The sequence below is a fragment of the Oceanobacillus piezotolerans genome (assembly GCF_003665065.1).
Classification (GTDB): Bacteria; Bacillota; Bacilli; order Bacillales; family Amphibacillaceae; genus Oceanobacillus; species Oceanobacillus piezotolerans.
The window spans coordinates 1-12,579 of the sequence record NZ_RCHR01000007.1 but is presented as its reverse complement, the minus strand read 5'-3'; the positions used below and the strand labels follow the sequence as shown (position 1 = coordinate 12,579).

General features: G+C 37.7%; 11 protein-coding genes. All 11 read left to right on the top strand.

Annotated elements, in window-relative coordinates; genetic code table 11:
* Nucleotides 1-51 precede the first annotated feature (51 nt).
* The 11 genes from tilS to lysS all read left to right on the top strand — a co-directional run bounded on the left by tilS (nucleotide 52) and on the right by lysS (nucleotide 12,188).
* Complete coding sequence (gene tilS, locus D8M04_RS16465; RefSeq protein WP_121524510.1) at nucleotides 52-1,449, top strand: tRNA lysidine(34) synthetase TilS; 1,398 nt, start codon at nucleotides 52-54, stop codon at nucleotides 1,447-1,449.
* A gap of 14 nt (nucleotides 1,450-1,463) precedes the next feature.
* The gene (gene hpt / locus D8M04_RS16460; protein WP_425464031.1) at nucleotides 1,464-2,021 is read left to right on the top strand and encodes a hypoxanthine phosphoribosyltransferase; all 558 of its coding nucleotides are present in this window, start codon (nucleotides 1,464-1,466) and stop codon (nucleotides 2,019-2,021) included.
* Nucleotides 2,022-2,189: 168 nt separating this feature from the next.
* Nucleotides 2,190-4,190, top strand: a complete 2,001-nt coding sequence (gene ftsH, locus D8M04_RS16455) for an ATP-dependent zinc metalloprotease FtsH (RefSeq protein WP_121524509.1) — start codon at nucleotides 2,190-2,192, stop codon at nucleotides 4,188-4,190.
* 612 nt (nucleotides 4,191-4,802) lie between these two features.
* A complete protein-coding gene (locus tag D8M04_RS16450; protein WP_121524508.1) occupies nucleotides 4,803-5,594 on the top strand; it encodes a type III pantothenate kinase in 792 nt (263 codons plus the stop codon).
* Nucleotides 5,591-6,463: an Hsp33 family molecular chaperone HslO gene (gene hslO / locus D8M04_RS16445; RefSeq protein WP_121524507.1), complete on the top strand. Its 873-nt coding sequence runs from the start codon at nucleotides 5,591-5,593 to the stop codon at nucleotides 6,461-6,463. The genes D8M04_RS16450 and hslO overlap by 4 nt, the downstream gene beginning before the upstream one ends.
* 16 nt (nucleotides 6,464-6,479) lie before the next feature.
* Entirely contained in the window at nucleotides 6,480-7,379 is a 900-nt protein-coding gene (locus D8M04_RS16440) for a peptidylprolyl isomerase (protein ID WP_121524506.1), read from the top strand.
* Between the two features lie 108 nt (nucleotides 7,380-7,487).
* Nucleotides 7,488-8,411: a cysteine synthase A gene (gene cysK, locus D8M04_RS16435; RefSeq protein WP_121524505.1), complete on the top strand. Its 924-nt coding sequence runs from the start codon at nucleotides 7,488-7,490 to the stop codon at nucleotides 8,409-8,411.
* Between the two features lie 122 nt (nucleotides 8,412-8,533).
* Nucleotides 8,534-9,367: a dihydropteroate synthase gene (gene folP, locus D8M04_RS16430; RefSeq protein ID WP_121524504.1), complete on the top strand. Its 834-nt coding sequence runs from the start codon at nucleotides 8,534-8,536 to the stop codon at nucleotides 9,365-9,367.
* Complete coding sequence (folB, locus tag D8M04_RS16425) at nucleotides 9,360-9,725, top strand: dihydroneopterin aldolase (protein WP_121524503.1); 366 nt, start codon at nucleotides 9,360-9,362, stop codon at nucleotides 9,723-9,725. The genes folP and folB overlap by 8 nt, the downstream gene beginning before the upstream one ends.
* Nucleotides 9,722-10,237: a 2-amino-4-hydroxy-6-hydroxymethyldihydropteridine diphosphokinase gene (gene folK / locus D8M04_RS16420; protein WP_121524502.1), complete on the top strand. Its 516-nt coding sequence runs from the start codon at nucleotides 9,722-9,724 to the stop codon at nucleotides 10,235-10,237. Before folB ends, folK begins: the two co-directional genes overlap by 4 nt.
* A 469-nt stretch (nucleotides 10,238-10,706) precedes the next feature.
* Nucleotides 10,707-12,188, top strand: a complete 1,482-nt coding sequence (lysS, locus tag D8M04_RS16415) for a lysine--tRNA ligase (protein ID WP_121524501.1) — start codon at nucleotides 10,707-10,709, stop codon at nucleotides 12,186-12,188.
* Nucleotides 12,189-12,579 lie beyond the last annotated feature (391 nt).

Below are 12,579 nucleotides of genomic sequence, written 5' to 3'. Positions count from 1 at the left end.
TTTATATAATAAAAAGAAATAATAGTTTGCTAAGTGGTTGGAGATGCTTACATGAAACAACGAGTACTAGAATTTATACAACACCATCAACTATTGTCTATGGATGATAGGGTACTAATCGGCGTTTCCGGTGGTCCTGATTCGATGGCGCTTTTGCACTTTTTTAATTCTATAAGGCAAAGCTTTAACTTAAGCATTATTGCTTTATCGATTGATCATCAATTGAGAGGGGAAAGCTCTAAAGAAGATCTTCGCTATGTTAAAGAGATTTGTGGGGAATGGAATATTCCCTTTATTGGGCAATCGCTGGATGTGCCTTTGTATATGGAGGAGAATCAGTTAGGTACAGAAGTGGCGGCAAGAGAGTTAAGGTATCAGTTTTTCGGTAAGCAGATGGAGGTCTATAAAGGAGATAAGCTCGTATTAGGGCACCATGGGGATGATCAGATTGAGACGATGTTAATGAGACTTACTCGCTCTGCTTCATCAAGCAATCTTTCTGGTATTCCAGTAAGAAGGGAATTTCATACAGGGGAAATTATTAGACCTTTTCTTTGTATTACGAAGGATGAGATACTAACATATTGCCAATCTTATCAAATTAAGGCGAGGACAGATGAGAGTAATTTTGATACGAGATATACAAGGAACTACTTCAGACAGCATGTATTGCCACTCTTAAAGCGTAAAAATTCTAATTTACATCAAACAATCCAACAGTTAAGTGAAACATTGAATGAGGATGAGGCTTTTTTACAAAAAGAAGCAAGAAAGCTTGTTGAAAATGTCGTCAAATTTGAGGCTGGACAGCGGGCTGCAACGTTTGATATAAATACGTTTTTAGAACACGACCAAGCTTTACAAAGACGTGCCTTTCATCTAATATTAAACTATCTATACAAGAATTTACCAAAGTACTTATCTTATGTTCATGAAGAACAATTTTTGTCATTATTGAAACATAGTGGGAATATTAAGATTGATTTTCCATTACAATTAAAAGTAGAGAAGTCATACAATACGATCACACTTCGTTTCCTTCCTGAAAACCCCAAAAATCATGCCTTTCAAGAATTATTACCAGTTCCGGGTAAAGTTATATTACCTGACGGTGATTCTTTGACTGCAGTGTTTGCAGATGAAATAAGGACAAATGATGTCTTTACTTATTACTGTAACCTCAAGAGCATAGAACTTCCATTGCGTGTCAGGACTAGAAAACCTGGAGATAGAATGACATGGAAAGGGTTAAATGGAACAAAGAAAGTGAAGGATATATTTATTGATTACAAAGTGGCAAATGACGAAAGAGGTAAATGGCCTATTGTTGTAGATAATAAGGATCAGGTTCTGTGGTTAATTGGGCTAAAAAAAGGACAAGTGCTCCCTAAGGGAGAGGAAGAGAATGAAGGCCCGTGGATTAAATTACAGTATGAAAAAGGTAGCTAACAGGAGGATAAAATATGCATAAAGACAATATACAAAATGATATTGAACGCGTTTTAGTTTCAGAAGAAGAAATTTTAAATAAGTGTAAAGAATTAGGGGCAACGCTAGCAGCTGAATATGATGGCAAGTTTCCTCTTGCAGTTGGAGTCCTAAAAGGGGCAATGCCATTCATGTCTGACATCTTACGTTATATGGATTGTCATGTTGAGATGGATTTCATGGATGTTTCAAGCTATGGAAATGAAATGCGTTCATCTGGTGAAGTTAAAATCGTTAAGGATTTAAACACACAAGTTGAAGGAAGAGATTTGCTGATTATTGAAGACATCATTGATAGTGGATTAACATTAAGTTATCTTGTAGATCTCTTTAAATATAGAAAAGCAAAATCAATAAAAATTGTGACTCTATTAGATAAGCCTGAAGGTAGAACAACAGATATTAAAGCGGACTTAGTTGGTTTTAATGTTCCTAATGAATTTGTTGTTGGATATGGTTTAGATTATAAAGAAATGTATCGTAATCTGCCATATATTGGTGTGCTTAAACCAGAAGTATACAGCGGAGAATAAACGCTATGGGCTGACAAATTGATATAATTTCTCATGCTCTTCTGCCTCATTTTTAATAATTGTAAATCATTCAAAATATTAAAGGTTTTCAAGCTAAATTAGTTGTATTTAAAGTTTTTCCTATGGTACGATGAACTATAGTTTTCCCCGTCAGGGAGGAGGTACGTAATGAATCAGATTTTCCGGAACGTGTTCTTTTGGATGCTCATCTTCTTTGTCGTTATCGGCGTAATTGGAGTGTTCAATGGACAAGGTGAAGAAAGAGAACAGCTTGATGTGCAAGAGTTTATGAGCGCATTAAATAATGGTGAGATCAATGAAATGGTTTTGCAGCCCTCCCATGGTATTTATCGGGTAACAGGGCAACTATCAGATGGAGATACACCATTTATAGCACAATTACCAGATAATCCGAATATCATTGCTCAGGTTACAGAAACTGCAACAGAGCAAAGTGTCTTAAATGTAGTAGAGGAAGAGCAACCAAGTCCTTGGCTCACTTTCTTAACTGGAATTCTTCCATTTTTACTAATCGGTTTATTTATCTTATTTATATTTAGTCAAGCTCAAGGTGGCGGCGGTGGTGGCCGTGTCATGAACTTTGGAAAAAGCAAGGCTAAAATGTATACAGAAGAAAAGAAAAAAGTGCGTTTTAAAGATGTAGCGGGAGCGGATGAAGAGAAACAAGAGCTAGTGGAAGTAGTAGAGTTCTTGAAAGACCCGCGTAAATTCTCTGCAGTTGGTGCACGTATTCCAAAAGGGGTACTTTTAGTAGGTCCTCCTGGTACTGGTAAAACCTTGCTGGCAAGAGCGGTTGCTGGTGAAGCAGGTGTGCCATTCTTCTCTATAAGTGGTTCGGACTTTGTAGAGATGTTTGTGGGGGTCGGTGCATCTCGTGTGCGTGACCTATTTGAAAACGCAAAGAAAAATGCACCATGTATTATCTTTATCGATGAGATTGATGCGGTAGGTCGTCAACGTGGCGCTGGTCTTGGTGGTGGCCATGATGAACGTGAGCAGACATTGAACCAATTATTGGTTGAGATGGATGGTTTTGCTGCAAATGAAGGAATTATTATTATTGCTGCAACAAACCGTGCTGATATTCTAGACCCGGCGTTATTACGTCCAGGACGTTTCGACCGTCAAATCACAGTAGATCGTCCAGATGTCAATGGTCGTGAAGCGGTATTACGTGTACATGCAAGAAACAAACCATTAGACGAATCTGTGGATCTAAAAACAATTGCGATGCGTACACCAGGTTTCTCTGGTGCTGATTTAGAAAACCTGCTAAATGAAGCAGCGCTTGTTGCAGCCAGGGACGATCGAAAAACAATTAATAAACATGATATCGATGAAGCTACAGACCGTGTTATCGCAGGTCCTGCTAAGAAGAGCAGGGTTATTTCACAAAAAGAGCGAAATATTGTTGCGTATCATGAAAGTGGACACACAGTTATTGGTATGGTTCTAGACGATGCTGATGTGGTACATAAAGTTACGATAGTGCCACGTGGCCAAGCTGGAGGATATGCAGTTATGCTTCCTAAAGAAGATCGTTACTTTATGACTAAACCAGAGCTCTTTGATAAAATCACTGGCTTATTAGGTGGTCGAGTAGCTGAAGAGATTATCTTTGGAGAAGTAAGTACAGGTGCTCACAATGACTTCCAACGTGCAACTAATATTGCTAATAAGATGATTACAGAATACGGCATGAGTGATAAGATCGGGCCAATTCAGTTTTCAAGTGGTGGGGGCGGTAATGTATTCTTGGGCCGCGACCTGCAAAATGAACAAACATACAGTGATACAATCGCTTATGAGATTGATAAAGAAATGCAAAACTTTATTAATTACTGCTATGAAAGAGCCAAGAAAATTCTTACTGAACATCGTGAACAACTGGAATTAATCGCGCAAACATTGCTTGAAGTGGAAACATTAGATGCGAAACAGATTAAATCCTTGTTTGAAGATGGAAAGTTACCTGAATCAGATCTATCTAAAGATGATGTGAAGGTAAATATCCAAACAAAAGAAGACGAAGGTACTTCTTTTGAAGAAGCAAAAGAAGCTGCTGATGAGAATAAAAAAGAAGAGAAAAGTTATATTAACGATCCTATTATGAAGGATAAAGACTCTTCTGATAAAGATAAGAAGTAAGTGAATTGATAAAGGAGTAATTGCCATATGGCGGTTACTCCTTTTTTATAGTTATTGTTAATGACAAAATGGATAGGCTTCTGATTAGTTTAATTCAGTATATTGCTGCAAAAACATCTGGAAACACATTAGAAATATGCGCTCGTGATTTCCGCTACAGGCAGTACGCTTTCCGCGGGCAACGTCTCAGCCTCCTCGGAAGAAGACCACTTCCTGCGGGGTCTTCGCTTGTTGCTTTTCCCGCAGGAGTCGACTGCCCTCCGCTACAATCACTTCATGTATAGTGGGGTGGTGTTTCCTCTATAAATTGTTTAAAGATTAATAGCACAAATTAGCGGAGGAAATACACGGAGACTCGTGCGGGATGAAAAGCCTAGTTGAGACCCCGCATAGACGTCAGTCTCGAGGAGGCTCAACAGCGCCCGCGGAAAGCGTAGTGTATTTTCGTAGCGATGCTACCGACTATTCTGAAAAAGTTATGATAGATCACTGACGAATTTGCTTAGGTGGTTGTTAGTTTTTGGTGCTGCTTTTAAATTGTGGTATATTAAAAAAATAATACAGTTACAATAATTATCCTTGATTATATAGATTTAGAAAGGCGGGAAAAGGATGCTATTTGTTCTTGATATAGGGAATACGAATATGGTATTAGGGGTATTCGACCAAGGAGAATTGAAATATGAATGGAGAATAAAAACAGATCGACATAAGACTGAAGATGAATTTGGAATGCTTATTAAGTCTTTATTTGATTTTAGAGGGATTACTTTTTCAGATTTTGAAGGTGTCATTATTTCATCTGTTGTACCTCCAATTATGTTTGCGCTTGAGAAAATGTGCCAAAAGTATTTTAATCTTGAACCAGTTATTATCGGAAAGCAAGATTATTCACCGTATTTGAAAATGAATTATAAGCATCCTAAAGAAATTGGTGCAGATCGGGTGGTCAATGCGGTTGCGGCCATTGAAGAATATGGTGCACCATTAATTATTATCGACTTAGGGACAGCAACCACTTATTGCTATATTAATGATAAAAAGGAATATTGTGGAGGTATTATCACTCCAGGGATAAATATATCGATTGATGCATTATATCGCTATGCTTCTAAGTTACCAAAAATAGAAATAGAAGCACCGGAACATGTCATTGGTTCCTCTACGGTTGAGGCAATGCAATCAGGTGTATACTATGGTACAGTTGGGATGATAGATGGTTTAGTTACTCGGATGATGCAACAAGAAGATGTAAAGCCAAAAGTTATTGCAACAGGTGGCTTAGCTAAACTTATTGCAGGTGATTCACAAACGATAGATGTGGTTGATCCATACTTAACATTAAAAGGACTTTACTCTATATACGAAAAATCTGTAAGAAATAATAAGGAGATGACTTCATGAAAGACTACTTAATTAAAGCTACTACATATAATGGAATGATTCGTGCTTATGCTGCAACCTCTACAGAATTGGTGGAAGAAGCTAGAAGACGTCAAGATACATGGGCAACTGCTTCTGCTGCGTTAGGGCGTACTTTAACCATCACCACTATGATGGGAGCTATGCTTAAGGGAAATGATTCTATTACTGTTAAAGTAGAAGGTGATGGTCCAATTGGTGCAATTGTGACGGACGGTAATGCTAAGGGCCATGTTAGAGGCTATGTCATCAATCCCCATGTTGATTTTGATTTAAATGAAAAAGGAAAGTTAGATGTGGCTCGTGCAGTTGGACGCCAAGGCAAGGTAAGTGTTATCAAAGATTTAGGTTTAAGAGATTATTTCACTGGTGAGGTTCCAATTATTTCTGGGGAAATAAGTGAGGACTTTACGTATTATTTTGTTACATCGGAACAGATTCCATCCGCAGTTGGTGCAGGAGTGCTGGTGAATCCTGATCATACGATTTTGGCTGCCGGAGGTTTTATTGTCCAAGTAATGCCTGGTGCAGATGAAGAGATTATCACAAAGCTGGAAAATCAAATCAATGAATTACCTGCAATATCAAAATTAATTCAAGAAGGAAATACTCCAGAGCAAATTTTACAGCGATTATTTGTAGGGGAAGAAGTAAAAATCCATGAGAAAATGCCTATTGAATTCCGTTGTAAGTGTTCAAAAGAGCGAATTGCGAATGCTATTATTGGATTAGGAAAAGAAGAAATTCAGAATATGATTGAAGAAGATAATGGTGCGGAAGCGAGTTGTCATTTCTGCAATGAGACATACACCTTTACAAGAGAAGAACTAGAAGACTTGAAACAGCAGTGAAGGGAAGTATCTGGTAATGTCTAAGAAATTATTGCTAGCTGTGATTATAGTTCTGCTTATTACTAACATTGCATCTGTTCTTATTTTTAGCAGAGGGGAAATGGTTACCCTAGATGAGGACAACCAGAAATTAAGTGCGAGAGATACGGTTGCTACTGTAGACGGAGAGACTATAACATCCGAAGCTTGGATAAATTCTCTAACTAATACGTATGGCAAGGATCAGCTGAAAACGATGATAGATAGAGAAGTAGTAGAAAAATTAGCAGAGGAAAACAAAATTGAAGTGGATGAGAAGGTCATAAGCCGAGAAATTTCTTTGCTAGCAACAATGCAGGGGATAACTTCTAAGGAGGAATATGCACTTCTTAAAGATGGTTGGAGAAGAGATATCATTTATCGTTATCAGTTAGAACAGCTTTTAACAATGGATACTCAGATTCCCGAGGAGGAGATTAAGAACTTCTATGACCTTCATGGGAACCAATACAATTTCACTGCCGCAATGCAACTATCGCATATTTTAGTACCAGATATGCAAACTGCAGAGAAAGTGATAGGAGAATTAAAACAGGGAGCGTCTTTTCCTTTATTAGCGGAGGAATATACAATGGATGAAGAATCTGAAAATAATGGTGGTTATATCGGTTTTCTTCACACAAACAGTCAGTTTTTCCCTAATGGCTATGAAGAGGTAGCTCATGATATGGAAGAGGGTACCTATAGTGAGCCATTTAGAGCCGATACTGGAATTGCTATTATTTATTTACATCGAAAGCTTCCCTCCATCACTTTTACCTATGACGAATTGAAACCATATATTAAAAGTGAACTGGCAATGCAAAAAACAGATGAATCACTATCCGCTTCACGATTATGGGGAGAGTTGGAAATAGATTGGATTTTTGAAGAATAGAAATAGGTAATGTACAGAATAAAAGCTTAACTTATAGTTGACAAAAACCTAAAAAAAATATAAATTAATCATATAAGAATGGTTGGAATTTTAAAAAGGGGGATAATGATGAGAGTAGCGAATTCAATCACAGGATTAATTGGGGAAACACCAATTGTAAAACTTAATCATATTGCGGACGAAAATAGTGCTGATATTTACGTGAAATTGGAGTTCTTCAATCCGGGAAGTTCAGTAAAAGACCGTATTGCATTAGCGATGGTAGAAGCTGCGGAAAAGGAAGGTTCATTAAAAGAAGGGGATACGATCATTGAACCAACAAGTGGAAACACTGGTATTGGTCTTGCAATGGTTGCCGCTGCTAAGGGGTATAAAGCAATTTTTGTTATGCCGGACACGATGAGTTTAGAGCGTCGAAACTTATTGCGTGCATACGGTGCAGAGCTTGTTTTGACTCCTGGTGCTGAAGCAATGAAGGGCGCGATTAAAAAAGCGGAAGAATTACAAAAAGAACATGGTTATTTTATGCCGCAGCAATTTAATAATGAAGCGAATCCAGAAGTACACGCACGCACAACTGGAGCTGAAATTGTGAAGCAAATGGATGATGGTTTAGATGCGTTTGTATCTGGTATTGGAACTGGTGGGACAATTACAGGTGCAGGTCAAGTACTAAAAGAACATTTTGACGGTATTAAAATCTATGCTGTAGAACCATCAAACTCCCCAGTATTATCTGGAGGGCAACCAGGCCCGCACAAAATTCAAGGAATAGGTGCTGGTTTTGTGCCGAAAATCTTGGATACAGACATCTACGAAGAAGTTATTAAAATTGAGAACGAAGAAGCATATGAAGCATCTCGTGAAGTGGCTAGAACAAATGGTATTCTTGGTGGGGTATCTGCTGGTGCAGCAATAGCGGCTGCTAAGAAAGTAGCGAAACAATTAGGTAAAGGTAAAAAGGTATTAGCGATATTCCCAGACAACGGTGAAAGATACTTATCTACTCCACTTTATCAGTTTGAAGATTAATTAGATTTTTAAAGGATTAGCGTTAATAGCTAGTCCTTTTTTTATGAAAAAATATCCTGAATGAAGGATTGCTTTATGATAGGATAATAATAGAAATGAGACAGGAAGAAGGTTTGTAAATCATGTTACTTAAAACACGGACAAAAACGCTTGATTTAAATGAACGTACACATATTATGGGGATATTAAACGTAACTCCAGATTCTTTTTCAGATGGTGGGAGTTATACGACACTTGATAATGCCATCATACAAGCAAAGCGCATGGTAGCTGAAGGTGCTGATGTTATTGATATTGGTGGGGAGTCAACACGGCCTGGACATATTCCCGTATCGGCAGAGGAAGAAATCCAGCGTGTCGTTCCCGTTATTAAAGCATTAAAAGAACATATTGATATCCCTATCTCCATAGATACCTTTAAAGCAGATACTGCAAAGGCAGCTGTTGAAGCTGGAGCTGATATTATTAATGATATTTGGGGTGCCAAGAAGGACCCTGGTATCGCGAGTGTTGCAGCAGAATTAAACGTGCCAATTATTTTGATGCACAATCGAGAAAGTACAGATTATCACTCATTGATTAATGATATGAAACAGGATCTAGAGGAAAGTATTGAGATTGCAATACGCGCTGGGGTGCCGAAAGAGCATATTATTCTGGACCCAGGAGTAGGATTTGCCAAATCAGCTGAGGAGAACATGATGGTAATGAATCGTTTAGAAGAATTTGTTAACATGGGTTATCCATTTCTGCTTGCAACATCAAGAAAAAGGTTTATTGGAAGTGTGCTGCAAATTAAGGAACCGAAAGAAAGAGATATTGGTACAGGTGCAACTACCTGCCTTGGTATTGTGAAGGGGGCACACATGGTACGTGTCCATAATGTTGCGCTTCATAAACAACTGGCTGTAATGACTGACACCATGCTAGGAAAAGGAGGAGCTGCAATTGGATAAAATCATTTTGAATGAATTAGAATTTTACGGATTCCATGGGTTATTGCCTGAGGAAAATAAACTTGGACAGCGATTTAACGTCGACTTGGAATTGTATGTTGATTTAGAAAAGGCAGGTAAGACAGATGATATGAACGATTCAATTCATTATGGAGAGGTATATGAAAAGGTGAGAAGCATTGTAGAGGGAGATATAAAGAAACTTATTGAAGCTGTAGCGCATTCTATTGCCGACACGCTCCTAGAATCTTTCGATCAGTTAGAGGCTTGTTTAGTACGTGTTACTAAGCCGAATCCTCCTATCGTTGGCCATTATAAATCGGTAGCGGTCGAAATTTACCGGGAGAAAACCGTATGAGGAGCTACGCTTTTCTTTCGTTAGGAACAAACATCGAGCCAAGGTACCAATACCTTGAAAAGGCTATGGAGATACTGGAAAGTCATAAAGATATTACTATTATTAAGAAATCATCTATCTATGAAACAGAACCGGTGGGCTATTTAGATCAAGCTGACTTTTTGAATATTGTTATTGAGATCGAGACTTCCCTTTCATCCATAAGCTTGTTGGATTTCTGTCAACGCATTGAATACCAATTAGGAAGAGAAAGGAATATTCGTTTTGGCCCAAGAACAATAGACCTTGACATTTTGATTTATAACCAAGAAAATAGTTCAGTAGAAAGATTAATACTTCCGCATCCAAGAATGCATGAAAGAGCGTTTGTGGTCATTCCCTTATATGAAATCTCTCCAGATATAATGGTGCCTAAATGGAACAAGACAGTCAGTGAATTGCGAAGTGAACTACTGGAGTCTGACATAAAGGGAGTTAGGAGATGGATGCCAAACGGACAGGAAGAGGGATGAACTCACTGCTCTATGTTTTTCGACCTGCAGACGGCATCGTTTAAGTTGTAAGACCAGTAAGCCAATGAATAGACTGGTATTTAAATCATCCAATGGGTTTGTTAGAAAGCAGCTATTGGATATACTATATACATGTGATGAAAATATAAGCTGTATGCTATAAGTTTGATGAGATAAATCTGCTAGTATATTTCTGGCAAATTTTTATGAACACTACTACATAATATGGGCTTTTTCACCCTAAAATTTTAAGGGTAAATAAATAACAGGCTGACAGAGGATCAGCAATTGGGATTTTCGGAATGCTATTATGCTATATGCGTGAAATTCATTATTTTTTCGAGTATACTTACTTCTATATAAACATAGGTAGGTATGCGCAACTTGAATCGTGTGGTTAATGGTTGTTACTATATAGTGTATAAGCATGGCGGCCGATAATTGAGGATAAACGACTGGAGGGCTATAAATGTCTGAAGAAATGAATGAGCAAATGCTTGTAAGACGTGAAAAATTAAATGGATACCTAGAAACTGGTATTTCCCCGTTTGGTGGGAAATTCGAACGTACTCATTTGGCACAAGAGATATTTGACCAATATGATGCTCTTTCGAAAGAAGAATTAGATGATAAGAATGAGAAAGCAACTATTGCTGGACGGATTATGACAAAGCGTGGGAAAGGGAAAGCTGGCTTTGCTCACATTCAGGACCAGAGCGGCCAAATTCAAATCTATGTCCGTAAAGATACAATTGGTGAAGAAGCATACGATATCTTTAAAACTATTGACCTAGGAGATATCGTGGGGGTAACTGGTGATATTTTCCGTACGAATATGGGTGAATTATCTATAAAAGTAGAAGAATTCACGTTGTTAACCAAATCCTTGCGCCCTCTGCCAGAGAAATATCATGGCTTAAAGGATGTTGAACAACGCTATCGCCAACGTTATTTAGATTTAATAACCAATATGGAAAGCAAGCAAACGTTTATCCAACGGAGTAAGATTATTCAATCCATGCGTAAGTATTTAAATGAAAATGGTTATTTGGAAGTGGAAACGCCAATGATGCATAGTATTCCTGGTGGAGCTTCGGCGAGACCTTTTGTTACACATCATAATGCACTAGATATTCCACTTTATATGCGTATTGCAATTGAATTGCATCTAAAAAGGCTAATTGTTGGTGGGTTAGAGAAGGTCTATGAAATAGGGCGAGTATTTCGTAATGAAGGAGTATCCACCAGACATAATCCAGAGTTCACTATGATTGAGTTATATGAGGCGTATGCCGATTTTAACGATATTATGGAACTGACGGAAAATATGGTTGCACATATTGCCAAAGAAGTATTAGGAACAACTTCTATTACTTATGGCGATTATGAAATTAATCTGGAACCTAAATGGAAGAGAACTCATATGGTTGATGCTGTCAAAGAGCAAACAGGTGTAGATTTTTGGAAATCGATGACAGATGAAGAAGCACGCAGTCTTGCTAAGGAACATAACGTAGCGATTAAAGAGAACATGACATATGGCCATGTTGTAAACGAATTTTTTGAACAAAAAGTAGAGGAAACTTTAATTCAACCTACATTCATTTATGGCCATCCAGTGGAGATCTCACCACTTGCTAAGAAGAATAGTGAAGATGAAAGATTTACGGACCGTTTTGAATTATTTATTGTTGGACGTGAACATGCAAATGCATTTAGTGAATTAAATGATCCAATCGACCAAAGAGAGCGATTCGAAGCACAAATGAAAGAAAGAGCAGAAGGAAATGATGAAGCACATCTGTTAGATGAAGACTTCCTAGAGGCACTGGAATATGGTATGCCGCCAACAGGAGGACTAGGAATTGGAATTGATCGTTTGGTTATGTTATTAACTAATTCACCTTCTATCCGAGATGTATTGTTATTTCCGCAAATGCGAAGTAAATGAGAAAAACCTCAATAGACTTTCTATTGAGGTTTTCTTTATGTATATTCTCCTAAGTTGAGGTATTCTATATAATAGTGTGCTAAATCATTTGTATTTACATTTATTTCCACAAAAATCTACTTGATTTTACATACTTAACGTGGTAAATTTATTAACGTTGCTTCTGACGGAGCAGCAGTGAGAAAAGCTCAAAAAAAAGATTTATAAAAAAGGTTGACTCACTATTAGCGATATGTTATATTAATAAAGTCGCTGTTGCGAAACAGCCAAAACAAAATTTGCTCTTTGAAAACTGAACAAAACAACCAGTATGTTAGGACAAAAAGAAAACTCGTTTTTTCTTTTAAATAGAAGGTAACACTTCTAAAAGCTAAGACATAGAATTGATTGG